This is a genomic window from Streptomyces sp. NA02950, assembly GCF_013364155.1.
Classification (GTDB): Bacteria; Actinomycetota; Actinomycetes; order Streptomycetales; family Streptomycetaceae; genus Streptomyces.
In genome coordinates, this window is the sequence record NZ_CP054916.1 from 2,320,083 (window position 1) to 2,335,724 (window position 15,642).

The window sequence follows — 15,642 nt, forward strand, 5'->3', positions numbered from 1 at the left end:
CTCCGCTCCACCGGAACCGAAGACCTTGTGAACTGCCGGGCGTCCTCTGACGCACCCCGGCCCCTGCGAGAGGAACACCTCCCGTGTCGTACGCCGACCGCCCCGACCCCGCCCGACCGGCCCGGTCCCCGCGCCGCCGCACCCGGCTGCTCGCCGCCGCCGCCGTCTTCCCGCTCCTGATGGGCGCGCTCGGCGCCTGCGGCTACGGATCCCAGAAGAAGGACGACGGCCAGGGGGCCGACGCCCTCCCCGCCGCGGGCGGCAAGAAGGTCGACGGTCTGGACAAGGTGAAGGTCGGCTACTTCGCCAACCTCACCCATGCCACCGCCCTGGTGGGGCTGCGCAAGGGCGGTCAGATCCAGCAGGCGCTGGGCGGCACCCAGGCGCGGCCGTTCGTCTTCAACGCCGGGCCCTCGGAGATCGAGGCGCTCAACGCGGGCTCCATCGACATCGGCTGGATCGGCCCCTCGCCGTCCATCAACGGCTATGTGAAGTCGCACGGCGAGAACCTCAAGATCATCTCCGGCTCGGTCTCGGGCGGCGTCAAGCTGGTCGTCAACCCGAAGAAGATCAAGTCCGAGAACGACGTCAAGGGCAAGAAGATCGCCACCCCGCAGCTGGGCAACACCCAGGACGTGGCGTTCCTCAACTGGATCGCCAAGAAGGGCTGGAAGGTCGACGCCCAGAGCGGCAAGGGCGATGTGTCGGTGGTCCGCAGCGACAACAAGGTGACGCCCGACGCCTACAAGTCCGGTGCCATCGACGGTGCGTGGGTGCCCGAGCCGACCGCCTCCAAGCTGGTCGCCGAGGGTGGCAAGGTTCTGCTCGACGAGGCCTCGCTGTGGCCGGACAAGAAGTTCGTGATCACCAACCTAATCGTCAGGCAGTCGTTCCTCAAGGAGCACCCGAAGGTCGTCGAGGCCGTGCTGCGCGGCTCGGTGAAGACCAACGACTGGATCAAGGCCAATCCCGAGAAGGCCAAGGAGGCGGCCAACGCCGCGCTCAAGGCCGAGACCGGCAAGCCCCTTCCGTCCGATGTGATCGACCCGGCGTGGAAGAGCATCCAGGTCACCGATGACCCGCTGGCCCGGACGCTGGACACCGAGGCGGACCACGCGGTCCAGGCGGGTCTGCTGGACAAGCCGGACCTCAAGGGCATCTACGACCTCACCCTGCTCAACAAGGTCCTCAGGGCCGAGGGCAAGCCGACGGTGTCGGCCGCCGGACTCGGTACGCAGTAGCCCGCCGCCCGTTCCCCGTACGCACGTACGCACGTACGCCGTAACGCACCCACCAGGAGGTGACCGGATGTCCCCGGCACTGACCACCGAGAAGGCCGATCCGGCGGGCACCGCCGCGACGATCGCCGCGGACCCGGCAGTACGCATCGACCACGTCCACAAGGCGTTCGGCCGGGCCGGCGCCGCTCAGCCCGTCCTCGACGACATCAACCTCACCGTGCGGCCCGGAGAGTTCGTCTGCCTCCTGGGCGCCTCGGGATGCGGTAAGTCGACCCTGCTCAACCTGATCGCGGACCTGGACAAGCCGACCGCCGGGACCATCGAGGTCCCCGGCGGCCGGCCGGCCCTGATGTTCCAGGAGCACGCCCTGTTCCCGTGGCTGACCGCGGGCAAGAACATCGAACTCGCCCTGCGGCTGCGCGGGGTGCCCCGGCCCGACCGCAGGCCCGAGGCGGAACGGCTGCTGGAGCTGGTGCGGCTGGGCGGCTCCTACGGCAAGCGGGTGCACGAGCTGTCCGGCGGGATGCGGCAGCGCGTGGCGATGGCCCGCGCGCTGGCGCAGGACTCGCGGGTGCTGCTGATGGACGAGCCGTTCGCCGCCCTCGACGCCATCACCCGCGATGTGCTGCACGACGAACTGACCCGGATCTGGCGCGAGACGGGGGTGTCCGTCCTGTTCGTCACGCACAACGTGCGTGAGGCCGTCCGGCTGGCCCAGCGTGTGGTGCTGCTGTCCTCGCGCCCCGGCCGGGTCGTCCGCGACTGGGCGGTGGACATTCCGCAGCCGCGCCGGATCGAGGACGCCGCCGTCGCCGACCTGTCCATAGAGATCACCGAAGAACTGCGTGGGGAGATCCGCCGCCATGGCCGGCACTGAGACGACCACCGGCGCGACCGACGCCACCGACACGACCGCGACCGGCACCGCCGCGGCGCGGAAGAAGAGCGCCCAGGACATGGAGGGCCTGGAGGCCGGTCTCGACGCCCTGGACACGGTGCAGATCCGGCGCACCTCACCGACCGAGGTGCTGGTGCAGAAGGTGCTGCCGCCGATCGTGGCCATCGCCCTGGTGGTGGTCATCTGGAAGCTGCTGGTGCTGGCGAAGGTCACCGACGACTACAAGCTGCCCGACCCGGGCCTGGTCTGGGACGCGCTGCGGCAGCTGTGGCTCGAGGGCGAACTGCTGGACATCGTCTGGACCAGCGTCTCGCGGGGGCTGTTCGGCTTCCTCATCGCGCTGTCCATCGCCACCCCGCTGGGGCTGGTGGTGGCCCGGGTGAAGTTCGTCCGCGCCGCGCTGGGCCCGATCCTGTCCGGGCTCCAGTCGCTGCCGTCGGTGGCCTGGGTGCCGCCCGCGGTGATCTGGCTGGGCCTCAACGACCAGATGATGTACACCGTCATCCTGCTCGGTGCGGTGCCCTCCATCGCCAACGGCCTGGTGGCCGGGATCGACCAGGTGCCCCCGCTGTTCCTGCGGGCCGGACGCACCCTGGGCGCCCGCGGTCTGGTCAGCGCCCGGCACATCCTGCTGCCCGCCTCGCTGCCCGGCTATGTCGCGGGCCTCAAGCAGGGCTGGGCGTTCTCCTGGCGCTCGCTGATGGCCGCCGAGATCATCGCCAAGTCCCCCGAACTCGGGCTCGGACTCGGCCAGTACCTGGAGAACCAGCGCAACAACTCCGACATGGCCGGTGTGCTGCTCGGCATCACGCTCATCCTCGTCGTCGGTATCGCCATCGAGCTGCTGATCTTCGCCCCGATCGAGCGCCGCGTGCTGCGCAGCCGTGGCCTGCTGGTGAGCGCCCGCTGATGTCCGTCACGCCCCCGGCCCTGCTGGTCATCGCCCACGGCAGCCGCGACCCCCGGCACGCGGCGACCGTCGACGCGCTCTGCGCGCGCGTACGGTCGCTGCGGCCGGGGCTGCGGGTGGAAGCCGCCTTCCTGGACTTCAACGCGCCCCGGGTGGGCCAGGTCCTGGCCCGGCTCGCCGCCGAGGGCGTCACGGACATCGCCGCGCTCCCCCTGCTGCTCAACCGCGCCTTCCACGCCAAGTCCGACATCCCCGCGGTGCTGCGCGAGGCCACCGCCCGCCACCCGCGGCTGATCGTCCGGCAGACCGAGGTGCTGGGCCCCTCCCCACTGCTGACCGACGCGCTGGAACGCCGGCTGCACCAGGCCGGTCTGCGCCCGGCCGACCGACGCTCGACCGGGGTCGTCCTGGCCTCGGCGGGCTCCTCCGACCCGGAGGCGATCGCGGTGATCGCTGAAATCGCGCGGGAGTGGCGGCACACCGGATGGTGCGCCGTGCGACCCGCGTTCGCCTCCGCTTCCCTCCCCCGCACCGAGGACGCGGTCCGCGCGCTGCGCGCCGAAGGCGTCCGGCGCGTGGCCGTGGCCCCGTACGTCATCGCCCCCGGCCGCCTCCCGGACCGCATCGCCCACGGCGCCCGCGCGGCGGGCGCCGACCTCCTCGCCGGTGTCCTCGGCCCCGCCCCCGAACTGGCCCGCCTCCTCCTCCGCCGCTACGACGAGTCCCGCCCGGCCACCCCGGCGCTGCTGAGCGCCTGAGGCGTACGGTCCAAGTCGGCTTGGCGTCACCACTGACGGGACGGACGGGCGCGCCCCGTGTCTCCTCACTCCGAAGGGTGATTTTCACTCAAGCCCGCGCTCCACGCCCAGGCGAAGGTGCCCGCCTATGGGCGGGTGGAGCTGGAGCCCGAGGTGCGTGTGGTGGTGCAGGAGCTGGAGGCCGGCACCTACCGCGAGGTGGCTACGGTCACGGGCAAGCAGTCCGTCCCGGTCGCTGGGGAGTTCACCGTCGACCTGGACATTGCCGCCCTGCTCGGCGACCTGCCGGACTGAAGGGGACCCTACCCCTCCGGGTAGAAGACGAAGAGCGTGCAGCCGGTCGTCGTCTGCGGGATGTGGGAGGAGCCGGCCGGGGCGTGGATGAAGGAGCCCGCCGGGTAGTCGCGGGCGCCGTCGTTGAAGGTGCCGGAGACGACGAAGACCTCCTCGGGGCCGGGCTCATGGACGTCCAGGCCCTCCCATGAGCTGCCCGGGTCCATTTCGAGGACATGTGCCTTCGCCCCACTGTCGCCGGTCCACAGCGGGCGCAGCCGGATGCCCGGGAAGAGCTCCTTCACCGGTGCGTCCGCGACCGCTGTCCCTACGTATCCGTCGGTGAGGTTCATGCCCTCAGCGTGTCACGGCGCTGGGGGCGGGTGAAGGCATGAGCCGGTTGCTCGCGCTACCTGGTTCCGGCCCGTGCGAAGCCCATGCGAACGGGAAACGGAAGGGCCGCCGTGCCCAGGTACGCGGGCACGGCGGCCGGGATACCGCAGGGCTCGAAGGGCGTTACTCGACGACCTTCAGCAGCTTGTTCGGGGTGCCCTCGCCCGGGTTGGTGATCTTGTCGGCGGTGGCACCGCCGGTCAGGGCCTTGGCGACGTCCGCCGGCTTGGCGTCCTTGTGGCCGCTGAGGTAGACGGCGGCGGCGCCCACGACGTGCGGGGTGGCCATCGAGGTGCCCGAGATGGTCTTGGTGGCGTCGTCGCCGCTGTTCCAGTCGGAGGTGATGTCCGAGCCGGGGGCGTAGATGTCCACCACCTTGCCGAAGTTGGAGAAGTCCGACTGCTCGTCCTTGTCGGTGCTGGAGGCGACGGTGATCGCTTCCTTCACTCGGGCCGGGGAGCTCTGACCGGCGTCGCTGGACTCGTTGCCCGCCGCCACCGCGAACGTGACACCCGCGTCGATGGCCTTCTTCACGGCCGCGTCGAGCGCCTCGTCGACACCGCCGCCCAGGCTCATGTTGGCCACGGACGGGCCCTCGTGGTGCTCGGTCACCCAGTCGATGCCCGATACGACCTGCTCGGTGGTGCCGGAGCCCTCGTTGTCCAGGACGCGCACGGCGACGATCTTGGCTTTCTTGGCGACACCGTGCTCGGCACCGGCGATGGTGCCCGCCACGTGGGTGCCGTGGCCGTTGCCGTCATCGGCGTTGTCGTCGTTGTCGACGGCGTCGAAGCCGGACTTGGCGCGGCCGCCGAAGTCCTTGTGCGAGGTGCGCACACCGGTGTCGATGACATACGCGGTGACGCCCTCACCCGCGGTGTCCGGGTAGGTGTACTTCTTGTCGCCCGTGGTGTCTTCCTGGTCGATCCGGTCCAGTCCCCAGGACGGCGGGTTCTCCTGGGTGCCCTTGATCGTGAACCGGTGGTTCTGGATCACCTTGGCGACCGACGGGTCGGCGGCGAGCCGCTTCGCCTCGGTCTCGCTCAGGCTGTTGGCGGAGAAGCCGTTGATCGCGGAGTCGAAAGTGCGGCGCAGCTGGCCGCCGTACTCCTTGGCGAGGTCCTTGCCCTCGGAGGCGGCCTTGATGGACTTGCCGCCCTTGAGCATGACGATGTAGCTGCCGTCCACGGCGTTCTTGGACCCGGCGCCGTAGATCTTGCCCTCGGCGGGGGCGTTGGTGGCGGCTCCGGCCGGAATGGCCACGAAGGCACCGGCTGTGACGGCGGCCGCCGCGGCGACGGCGAGACCGACGCGACGCGCGTTGCGCTGCTTGTGTGCTGCCATGACGAGGGAATCCTCCTCGTGTGGTCGTGGGGGGAATCGCACGGAGTGCGCGCACCGGGAAGCGAGTGGGGTCGCCCCGGGCTGACTCGAAACCCTGACCGATTGACGCGGCCAATTCAAGATCTCCCCGCAGGTGTGACGCAGACAACTCCCGCCATCATGACGATCAAGCCAAATCCCTTTACATGTAAGGGGCTTGAATCGAAATGGTAGGGCTGTCCCCCCTCCCCGGGGTGGAGGGAACGGCCCGCCGGTTCACCGGCCAGCAGGATGGGGAGCCGCACCCCCGCGGCCTAGCGTTTTTCCCGGTGGCGGCACGGGGTCGCTGCCACAGGAGAAGAGGACGTCGTGGCGGATACGGAGCCCTTGGAAAGACCGCGTGGCATAGCGGCCCGCGCAGGCAGTTGGAGCGCCCGGCACCGGTGGACGGCGGTCGGAGGATGGGTGCTGCTGGTCATCCTCGCCCTGGCCGTGGGGTCGATGGCCGGACGGGTCGATGTGTCGGACAGTGAGCAGGTACCCGGCGAGGCCGGGCGCGTCTCGCAGATTCTCGACACGGCGGGCATTGACGAAGTGGCCGGTGAAACCGTCCTGATCCAGGCCAAGGGCAACGGCACCACGGCGGACGACCCGGAGTTCCACAAGGCGGTCGACGCGGTGATCGGCGCGGTCCGCGGCACCGGCGAGGTCACCGCCGTGAAGTCCCCGTACCGGACCAAGACCATCTCCGCCGACCGGCGCTCGGCGCTGGTGCAGTTCGATATGCGCGGCGACGCGGAGAAGGCGTCGGAGCACATCCAGCCGGTGCTGGACGCGGTGGACAAGGCGAAGGACGCCCACCCCGGCCTGCTGATCGAGGAGTTCGGCGACGCCAGCGGCCAGAAGGCGTTCGACGACGCCTTCGGCGACGACTTCCAGCAGGCCGAGTACTCGGCCCTGCCGGTGGCCCTCGGCATCCTGCTGATCGCCTTCGGCGCCCTGGTGGCCGCACTGCTGCCGGTGGCACTGGCGATGACCGCGTTCCTGGCCACCACCGGTCTGGTGGCGGTGGTCAGCCACTGGGTGCATATGAGCGACACCGCCAACTCCGTGATGCTGCTGGTGGGTCTGGCCGTCGGCGTCGACTACTGCCTGTTCTACCTGCGGCGTGAGCGCGAGGAGCGCACCGCCGGACGGGACGCCGAGACCGCGCTACGCATCGCCGCGGCAACCTCCGGCCGGGCCATCCTGGTCTCGGGTGTCACGGTCATCGTGGCGATGGCGGGCATGCTGTTCACCGGTATCGCCGAGTTCAAGGCGATGGGCCTGGCCACCCTGATGGTGGTGGCGGTGGCGATGGTCGGCTCGGTGACGGTGCTGCCCGCACTGCTCTCGCTGCTCGGCGAGCGGGTCGAGAAGGGGCGGATGCCGTTCCTGGCCCGCGCCAAGCGCAGGAGCAACGGTGAAAGCCGCGTCTGGCGCGCGGTGCTCGGGCGGGTGCTGCGCAGGCCCAAGCTGTCCCTGGCGCTCGCGGGCGGTGCGCTGATCGCCATCGCCGTACCCGCCGTGAGCATGAACACCGCGAACCTCACCATGGACCAGGAATTCGGCGACCGGCTCCCGGTCGTGTCCGCCTACCAGCACATCGACGAGGCGTTCCCCGGCGGTCCCGACCCGGCCGAGGTCGTCGTCACGGCGGACGACATCAACGCCGCACCGGTGCGCGAGGCCATCGGCCGCTTCCGCGCCGACGCGGTGGCCAAGGGCGCCTCCAAGGGCCCGGTCAAGGTGACCGTCCACACCGAGCAGAACGTGGCCGTCCTCCAAGTGCCGCTGATCGGCGGTTCCGACGAGAAGAAGAGCGAGAAGAGCCTGGCCGTCCTGCGGGACGAGGTGCGTCCGGCGACCCTCGGCGCGGTCGACGGTGTGGAGGCCCCGATCGGCGGCTCCACCGCCTCCTCCAAGGACTTCAACGACAAGCTGGGCTCGGCCGTGACCCCGGTCTTCGCCTTCGTCGTGGTCTTCGCCTTCCTGCTGATGCTGATGTCCTTCCGGTCGCTGACCATCGCGGTGACCTCGATCGCGCTCAACCTGCTGTCGGTGGGCGCCGCGTACGGCATCCTCACCGCGGTCTTCCAGCACGGCTGGGGCGCGGGCCTGGTGGGCGCGGAGGGTGTGGGCGCGATCGTGTCCTGGCTGCCGCTGTTCCTCTTCGTGATCCTCTTCGGGCTGAGCATGGACTACCACGTCTTCGTGGTCTCCCGGATCCGCGAGGCGCGGCTGGCCGGGCGCACCACCAAGGACGCGGTGGTGCACGGCGTCGTCACCACGGCGGGGGTGGTCACCAGCGCCGCCGTCATCATGGTCGCCGTCTTCGCGATCTTCGGAACGCTGTCGATGCAGAGCATGAAGCAGATGGGCGTGGGACTCGCGGCCGCGGTGCTCATCGACGCCACGGTGATCCGCGGGGTGCTGCTCCCGGCCGTGATGGCGCTGCTGGGCGAGCGCAACTGGTATCTGCCCACGTGGCTGAGGTGGCTGCCCGATCTGACCCATGACGAGGCGGCCCTGACGCGGCCGCCCGCCCCGGTCCCGGCGGGTGCGTCTCCCGGGTACGGCACCGACCTGGGTGACCGGCCGCGGCACGCCAGGGTCTAGCGCCTCCGCTCCCCCGCCGCGACGTCAACCGGTCGCGTGGCCTTTCGGCCGCGCGGCCGGTTCCGTGTGGTGTCTTGTTCCTGACGCCGCGGTGCCCGGGCAAAAACCCGTTGCGCCGTCGCCCGCTCCGTCCGTACGGTGCCAGGGTCACGGCGGAGATCCGTGGTGCACACGGCCCGCACGGGCGCACTTGGGAGGAGGACACCGATGGGCGGCAGTCCCGGCATCGGCGTGTCCACCCACGTCATCACCCGCGGCTGTGCCGGGGTGGCGTGTGTGTGCGCCTATGCCCTGCTCACCCGCCGTCCGCGGCGCGGCCCCGGTGCCCTGGCCGGCCCGGACGCGCCCAGCCTCTCCACGAGTCTGTGATCCGCCCGTTGTCGTAAGCGACCTGTCGTGGTCAGCGAACGGTTGTCATGAGCGACCGGCTCCGCTTTCGCCGCTGATCGTCTCCACGGGTGTCCGCTCATCTCCCCGAGCGGCCGATCTCCCGCTTCCGTATGCCCTCGGCCAGGGCCCCCGCCAGTTCAGGAATCATTCGTTCCGGACGGGCGGCAGGGCCCGTCCGGCGCTGCCGTCACCGCTGCCTCCGCCGTCCGTCCGGCTCCGGAAGGACCGTGGCCGTGGCCCGCAATCGACACCGTTCCCCCGCGTCCCGTCGCACCGCTCGCGACCGGGCGCGGCGCACCCTCTCGCAGAACTTCCTGGCCGACCCGGGCGCGGTGGCCCGGGTGGTCCGCGCCGCCCGCCCCGGCCCCGGCGATCTCCTGGTGGAGGTCGGCGCGGGCAAGGGCGTGCTCACCGAGGCGCTGGCTCCGCTCTGCCGCGAGCTGATCAGCTATGAGATCGACCGCCATCTGATCGCGGGGCTGCGCGAGCGGCTCGCCCCGTACCCGGCGGTGCGCGTCGTCCACCGGGACTTCCTGACCGCCCATCCGCCGCGCGAACCCTTCGCCCTGGTGGGCAATGTGCCCTACGCCCGTACCTCGGACATCGTCGAATGGGCCCTGCGGGCGCCCCGGCTGACCTCGGCGACCCTGATGACCCAGCTCGAGTACGCCCGCAAGCGCACCGGGGACTTCGGCCGCTGGAGCCTGCTGACCGTACGGACCTGGCCCGAGGTGGAGTGGCGGCTGTGCGGCCGGGTGGCACGGACCGCCTTCCGGCCGGTACCCGCGGTGGACGGCGGGATCATGCGGCTGATCCGCCGTCCGCGGCCGCTGCTGCCGGACGCGGAGCAACGCGCCTCCTACGCGGGTCTGGTGGAGCTGGGCTTCTCCGGCGTCGGCGGTTCGCTGCACGCGTCCCTGCGCCGGGTCTGCCCCGCCCGGCGGCTGACCGCCGCGTTCCGGCGGGCGGGGCTGGAGCGGGAGGTGGTGGTCGGCCATGTGACACCCCCGCAGTGGCTCGTCCTGGCTCAGGACCTGACCGGGGTGGCCGGGGTGGCGGAGGCGGCCACGGGGGCGGGGAGGGGCGGCACCGCCGCGTCGAAGGAGTCCAAAGTGCGCGCGAAGTCCCGGGTGGACAGCAGCAGTTTGTAGATGATGGCCAGCTCGAAGACGAGCAGCAGCACACCCGAGACGACGGTCGTCGCCACCACCGCGTCGACGGCGGGGCCGATGATGAACACGCCCATCTGGAACTCGATACCGCTGATGAGATGAGCGCGGATGCGGTGGCGCAGCAGGACGTTCCGGCACCGGGTCCACCACGGGAACCGGCGCCGGAACTCCTGGTGCAGATCGACGACGGCGGGGCGGCGCGCCGCCGGGGCGACTACCGGGTCGGTCCCCGGGACGGCGGGCCCGGGGACGGCGGTGCCCGGGTCCACCGGCTCGGTGGCCGTCGGCCCGGCCGGTTCCAGGGCGGCCACCGTGACCCGGTCCTGTTCGAGGTCGGCCTCGGGGTTCTCGCGGAGCAGGTCCTCCATGAAGGCGAGTTCGGCCGCGTTCTCGGCCTTGCGCGCCGCGCGCATCCGCGCCTTGATCTGCTTGCGCATCCCGTGCCGGATCTTGAAGATCTCCAGCGAGTCGATGTAGCGCAGCGCGTCCAGCGAGGCCACGGCCAGCGCGAGCCAGAGGTAGAGCACCTCCCCGGTGCGCGCGTACTGACCGCCCATCAGCGCCACCGCGCAGACCAGGACCCGGATCCGGTCGAAGACGAAGTCCAGCCAGGCGCCGAAGACCGAGCCGGTCCCGGTCAGCCGGGCGAGCTTGCCGTCCATGCAGTCGAAGATGAAGCTCACGTGGTACAGCACCGCGCCGAGCAGCAGCCATCTCCAGTCGCCCTGGGCGAAACAGGCGGCGGAGCCGAGACCCACGAGGAACGCGCCCCAGGTGAGCTGGTTGGGGGTGGCGCGGGTGTTTTTCGCGGTCCAGCGCACCAGTGGGGTGGCCACCGGGTCCACGAGCATGACGGTCCACCACGCGTCCCGCTTCTTCTCGGTGATCCTGCGGACCTCGGCGAGCGGCGGTATGTCTCGGGTCATTCTTCAGCTTCCTGGCGTTTGACAAGCGTTTACTTGAAGCTAAGAAGCCGTTGCAAGAAGAGACAAGAGCGGTGGGACGCAACCTTTCCCCGGGGGTATCGGTCTCTTGTGTGGACCAGGTCGATGGCAGGTTCAGGTGGACAGCCGGGCCTCGATCAGATCGGCGGCCCGCCGGGTCCCGCCCTCCCCCGCCATCCGCTCCCGGACGGCCGCGCAGCGGGCGGCCACCCCGGGGTCGCCGGCGAGGGCGAGCACCGCCTCACGCAGTGCCTCCGGCGTCGCCTCCTCCTTCGGCAGATGGCGGGCGACACCGAGCCCCTGGAGCATGTCGGCGTTGCCGAACTGGTCGACGGCCTGCGGTACGGCGACCATCGGCACCCCGCAGGCCAGCCCCTCCTGGCTGCCGCCCGCGCCCGCGTGGGTGAGGAAGACGTCGGCCTGGCGCAATACGCTCAGCTGCGGCACCCACTGGTGCACCTCGACATTGGCGGGGATCTCGCCGAGCTCGACGGGATCGATGTGCTTGCCGACCTGGAGGACCACGTACCAGCCCGGCAGACCCCCGAACGCCTCGAGACAGGCGCGGTAGAAGGCGGGCTCCTTGGTCCAGGTCGAGCCGAGCGAGATCAGCAGGACCCGGTCGGTGGCCGCGAGACCGTCCGGACGGTGCCAGGTGCCCTCACCGCTGCGGTCGCCCTGGCAGGCGCCGACGAAGGTGTAGGCGGAGCGGTCGACGCGGTCGGCGTGCGGTTGCAGCACCTCGGGGATCAGCACGATGCACTGCTCGGGGCGGCCGATAAGGCGGTCGGGGTCGGTGTCGGCCATCCCGTTCTCGTCCAGCCAGGCGCGGTAGCGCGCGTAGTACGCCCTGCCGCGCTCGGTCTCACGGATGGGAGCCATCATCGGCTCTCCGACCTCCTCCTCGTAGCCTTCCCAGGCCACGAGGCAGGGCGAGAGCTGAATGACCGGCACACCCCAGCGCCGGGCGAGGACGGGGGCCGGATAGGCGGTGATGTCGTAGAGGACGAGGTCGGGTTCGTCGCCCTCGTACGCCTTCAGGTGCTGCGGCAGCGACTGGACGGCGTCGTCGAGGAAGGGCTCGATGTGGTCGATCACCTCGGTACCCCATGCCTCGGGTTCGTCGTCGGTGGGGAGGGTGGAGGTGTAGATCCTGGGCTCGGCGCCGGTCGCGGCGACCTTGGCCGCGAAGGACTCGGGGATGGCGTAGGTGACCCGGTGGCCCCGGGCCACCAGCTCGCGGATCACCTCGAGGCTCGGGTTGACATGGCCGTGGGCGGCGATGCTGAACATGGCGATGTGGGCGGCCCGGTGCGGGCGCGGGGATGCGGTCATGCCCTCCACGCTAAGCAAGACGATACGTCTCGTAAAAATGATTTCCGGCATCCGGCGGTGTCCGCGGCTACCTACCGCTGATACCGGGCCAGCACCAGATTCCCGTCCTTGACCAGCCGATCCGTCAGGCTGTCCAGCCCGATCGCCCCGCTGTAGTACTCCTGGAGCGCCGGGGTGGCGACCTTGTCCTTCCACTCCGGATAACCGCGCACCGACTGGGCGGGCGCCGGACGCAGCGACCGGGCCAGCGCGGTACCGGTGGCCCAGCCGTATCGGCGGGTGTGCAGCGCCGGATCGCGCAGGGCGCGGGTGCCCGTTGGCAGCATCCAGTCGCCGAGCGCGAGCCGCACCATATGGGGCGGTCGCAGCAGGAAGTCGATGAAGCGGACGGCCTCCTCCCGGTACGGGCTGTCCTCGGCGACAGACAGCGTCTGCGGGCTCACCCCCTGGCGCAGGTCGCCGCCGAGCCCGGCCGGGGACGGCAGGACGGTCCACTCGAACCCCTTCGGCGCCTGCTGCGCGATCTGCTGACGGTAGGAGAACCCGAGCGGGACCATCGCGTACTTCCCGCCGAAGAAGCCGGGCAGGGTGTCCGAGCCGCCCATGCCGAGGGTGGTGCGGGAGGCCGTGCGGTCCCGCACCACCTGATCGCGGATGGTGCGCGGCACCCGCTGGTCGGCGGGGTCGAAACGGATGGTGACCTTGCCGTCCGCGCCCCGGTGGAAGACCCTGCCGCCGGTGGACAGCGAGAGGTTGAGGGTGGCGGAGACGGGCTCCTTGAGCGGCCAGGCCACCCCGTGCGTGCCGCCCCGGGTCAGCGTCTTCGCCGCGTCCTCGAACTCCTCCCAGCTCCAGGGCCGTTGTGCGGTGGGGACCCGGACCCGCGCCGCGGCCAGCAGCGCGCGGTTGGCGATGAGCACCCGTGGCTCCTGGAGGAACGGCACCCCGAAGACGCCGTCGCCGAAGGTGGCGGTCCGCCAGCTGTGCGGCGGGATGTCGTCCTTCAGCCGCCGCGGCAGCAGCCCGCCGAGGTCGGCGAGATACCCACCGTACGCGAAGTCGGCGAGGTCGTCGGCGGCGTCGTGGATGATGTCCGGCGCCTCACCGGCCTCGAAGGAGGTGAGCAGCTGGTCGTGGACGCTGTCCCAGCTGCCCTGGACGTATTCCACCTCGATGTCCGGGTGGGCCGCGTTCCACTCCTTCACCAGGCGCTTGTTGGCTTCCACCGACTCCTGCTGCCAGGCCGGCGACTGGAAGCGGAGCCTGACCTTTCCGCCGTCGGCACGACGCCGCCCGGGTGCGCAGCCGGGCAGCAGCGCGGCGGCGGCGGGCGCGGCCATCGCCCCGGTCAGGAAGCCCCGGCGGCGCATCAGTGCTTCACCGCCCCGGCCAGGGTGCCGCTGGTGATCCGCCGCTGGATGACGGCGAAGAGGACGAGGGAGGGGAGGGTCGCCAGCAGCGACGCCGCGGCGAGCGGTCCGAGGTCGGCGACGCCCTCCGCGCCGATGAAGTGGGTGAGGATGACCGGCATCGTCTGTTTCCCGGGGGACGTGAGCAGGACGAGGGCGAAGAAGAACTCGTTCCAGGCGGTGATGAAGGCGAACAGGGCGGTGGCCACGATCCCGGGGGCCAGCAGCGGCATGGTGACCGAGAACAGCGTGCGCAGCCGCCCCGCGCCGTCCACCGCCGCGGCCTCCTCCAGTTCGCGCGGTACGGCCCGGACGTACCCCGCGAGCATCCACAGCGCGAACGGCAGGGACCACACCACGTAGACCAGGATCAGCCCGCCGAGCGAGTCGACCAGGCGGAGGTTCTTGAGGACCAGGAACAGCGGGATGATCACCAGCACCAAGGGGAACGCCTGGCTGACCACCACCCATCCGGTGGCCGCCCGGGACAGCGGAGAGCGGTGGTGACGGGCCATCACATACGCCATCGGGGTCGCGATCGCCACGGCGACGACCGCGGCGGCCAGCGCCGCGAGCAGGCTGTTGGCCCCGGCCCGCAGCAGTGGCTGCTCGTCGAACGCCTGGCGGAAGTTGTCGAGCGTGGGGTGGTCCGGGAACCAGCCGGGGTGGAGGCTCGCCAGTTCGCGCGGCGGTTTGAACGCGGTGGACACCAGCCACAGCAGCGGGAAGCCGAGGAAGACCAGATAGCCCAGCAGGGCGAGGTACTGCCCGGCGCGGGCCGCGCGGCGCCGGACGACAAGGGCGCGCGGGGGACGCGAGACGGTACTCATCGGCCGTCTCCCGTCAGCCGTCCGACGAGCTGGACGGCGAGCAGCACCGAGACCACCGCGACCAGCACACACCCCATCGCCGCCGCATAGCCGAACTGCCCGTAGCGGAACGCCTCTTCGTACGCGAAGAGCATCGGCAGCCGGGTGCGTCCGCCGGGGCCGCCGCCGGTCAGGACGAACACCAGCGCGAAGGAGTTGATGTTCCAGATGAAGCCGAGCGCGCCGATGGCCAGGGCGACCGGCCGGATGGCGGGCCAGGTGACGGTGCGAAAGCGCCGCCAGGCACCCGCGCCGTCCATCGCCGCGGCCTCGTGCAGCTCCCGCGGAACGTTCGAAAGTCCGGCCAGCAGCACCACCGTCACCTGCGGCAGCCGCGCCCAGATGCCGACCACCACCACGGCGGGCAGCGCGGTGCCCAGATCGCCCAGCCAGTCCCGCTGGGTGCCCAGCGTCTCGCCGAGGATGCCCGCCTCCGGGTGGTAGACCAACCGCCACATGATGCCCACCACCACCTCGGGCATCGCCCAGGGAACGATCGCCAACGCCCGTGCCAGCCAGCGGAAGCGGAGGTTCTGGTTGAGCAGCAGTGCCAGCCCCAGCGCCAGCAGGAACTGCGGTACGGACACGGCAACGGCCCAGACCAGCCCGATCCGGAAGGACTCCCAGAAGAGCGTGTCGTGTGCCAGGTCCTGGAAGTTCAGCAGCCCGATCCACTCGGTGGGCTCGGTACGGCCCGACTGGGCGTCGGTGAACGCGAGCGAGACCCCGTACAGCAGCGGGCCGACGCTCAGCAGCAGGATCGGGATCAGCGCGGGCAGCACCAGGAACCAGGCGCCATGTCCCGTGGCGCGCCGAACTCCCGGCGCGCCGCCGCCGGACGCTCCCGCGTCCGGTCTCCGGTCCGGCCGCGCCGTCGCGGTCGTGGGTGTCACGGGCAGGGGGCTCCTTCGGGGCGCGGCGGGGCGGTGAGCGGGGCGGGGCAGTGCGGTGAGCGGGGCGGTGCGAGTCGGCTCGGTGGGGAGGCCCACGTCATCGTGCGGAGGGGACCGGGTGCAGTCAAGACGTACGACCGGGGGTGCGGCGTACGGGAGTTGACGCCGCGCCGCGC

14 protein-coding genes and 1 pseudogene are annotated in these 15,642 nt (G+C 71.1%); 8 read left to right on the forward strand and 7 right to left on the reverse strand.

The window, feature by feature from the left end; genetic code table 11:
* The first annotated feature begins 83 nt into the window (after nt 1–83).
* From HUT19_RS09765 to HUT19_RS09785, 5 genes are all read left to right on the forward strand, one after another.
* Complete coding sequence (locus HUT19_RS09765; RefSeq protein WP_254885505.1) at nt 84–1,241, forward strand: ABC transporter substrate-binding protein; 1,158 nt, start codon at nt 84–86, stop codon at nt 1,239–1,241.
* 67 nt (nt 1,242–1,308) lie between these two features.
* On the forward strand, nt 1,309–2,118 hold the full coding sequence (locus HUT19_RS09770) for an ABC transporter ATP-binding protein (protein WP_176180082.1): 810 nt from the start codon (nt 1,309–1,311) through the stop codon (nt 2,116–2,118).
* Between the two features lie 79 nt (nt 2,119–2,197).
* The gene (locus HUT19_RS09775; protein WP_254886140.1) at nt 2,198–3,049 is read left to right on the forward strand and encodes an ABC transporter permease; all 852 of its coding nucleotides are present in this window, start codon (nt 2,198–2,200) and stop codon (nt 3,047–3,049) included.
* A complete protein-coding gene (locus HUT19_RS09780) occupies nt 3,049–3,807 on the forward strand; it encodes a sirohydrochlorin chelatase (RefSeq protein WP_176180084.1) in 759 nt (252 codons plus the stop codon). The genes HUT19_RS09775 and HUT19_RS09780 overlap by 1 nt, the downstream gene beginning before the upstream one ends.
* A 117-nt stretch (nt 3,808–3,924) precedes the next feature.
* Entirely contained in the window at nt 3,925–4,101 is a 177-nt protein-coding gene (locus HUT19_RS09785) for a hypothetical protein (RefSeq protein WP_176180085.1), read from the forward strand.
* Between the two features lie 8 nt (nt 4,102–4,109).
* On the opposite strand, the gene HUT19_RS09790 is transcribed toward HUT19_RS09785, so the two are convergent.
* The gene (locus HUT19_RS09790) at nt 4,110–4,433 is read right to left on the reverse strand and encodes a cupin domain-containing protein (protein WP_176180086.1); all 324 of its coding nucleotides are present in this window, start codon (nt 4,431–4,433) and stop codon (nt 4,110–4,112) included.
* A gap of 163 nt (nt 4,434–4,596) precedes the next feature.
* Nucleotides 4,597–5,817, reverse strand: a complete 1,221-nt coding sequence (locus HUT19_RS09795; RefSeq protein WP_176180087.1) for a S8 family peptidase — start codon at nt 5,815–5,817, stop codon at nt 4,597–4,599.
* A 348-nt stretch (nt 5,818–6,165) separates the two neighbouring features.
* Between HUT19_RS09795 and HUT19_RS09800 the strand changes: the two genes are divergently transcribed.
* From HUT19_RS09800 to erm, 3 genes are all read left to right on the forward strand, one after another.
* On the forward strand, nt 6,166–8,454 hold the full coding sequence (locus HUT19_RS09800) for an MMPL family transporter (RefSeq protein WP_176180088.1): 2,289 nt from the start codon (nt 6,166–6,168) through the stop codon (nt 8,452–8,454).
* Nucleotides 8,455–8,661: 207 nt separating this feature from the next.
* Nucleotides 8,662–8,823, forward strand: a complete 162-nt coding sequence (locus tag HUT19_RS09805) for a hypothetical protein (RefSeq protein WP_176180089.1) — start codon at nt 8,662–8,664, stop codon at nt 8,821–8,823.
* A 254-nt stretch (nt 8,824–9,077) separates the two neighbouring features.
* Nucleotides 9,078–9,995 carry an ErmE/ErmH/ErmO/ErmR family 23S rRNA (adenine(2058)-N(6))-methyltransferase gene (gene erm, locus HUT19_RS09810; RefSeq protein WP_254885506.1) on the forward strand — a complete coding sequence of 306 codons (918 nt, stop codon included), beginning with the start codon at nt 9,078–9,080 and terminating at the stop codon, nt 9,993–9,995.
* Here the strand turns inward: erm and HUT19_RS09815 are convergent.
* The 5 genes and pseudogenes from HUT19_RS09815 to HUT19_RS09835 form a co-directional block, all read right to left on the reverse strand.
* Nucleotides 9,941–10,942: pseudogene (locus HUT19_RS09815) on the reverse strand (CDP-alcohol phosphatidyltransferase family protein); the annotation flags it as partial. The gene erm and the pseudogene HUT19_RS09815 overlap by 55 nt on opposite strands.
* Before the next feature lie 132 nt (nt 10,943–11,074).
* Nucleotides 11,075–12,295 carry a macrolide-inactivating glycosyltransferase gene (gene mgt / locus HUT19_RS09820; protein ID WP_176180090.1) on the reverse strand — a complete coding sequence of 407 codons (1,221 nt, stop codon included), beginning with the start codon at nt 12,293–12,295 and terminating at the stop codon, nt 11,075–11,077.
* Between the two features lie 71 nt (nt 12,296–12,366).
* Nucleotides 12,367–13,665, reverse strand: coding sequence for an ABC transporter substrate-binding protein (locus HUT19_RS09825; RefSeq protein ID WP_176180091.1), 1,299 nt, complete (start codon nt 13,663–13,665; stop codon nt 12,367–12,369).
* Complete coding sequence (locus tag HUT19_RS09830) at nt 13,665–14,534, reverse strand: carbohydrate ABC transporter permease (RefSeq protein ID WP_176180092.1); 870 nt, start codon at nt 14,532–14,534, stop codon at nt 13,665–13,667. The genes HUT19_RS09825 and HUT19_RS09830 overlap by 1 nt, the downstream gene beginning before the upstream one ends.
* The gene (locus HUT19_RS09835; protein WP_254886141.1) at nt 14,531–15,358 is read right to left on the reverse strand and encodes a carbohydrate ABC transporter permease; all 828 of its coding nucleotides are present in this window, start codon (nt 15,356–15,358) and stop codon (nt 14,531–14,533) included. The genes HUT19_RS09830 and HUT19_RS09835 overlap by 4 nt, the downstream gene beginning before the upstream one ends.
* Nucleotides 15,359–15,642 lie beyond the last annotated feature (284 nt).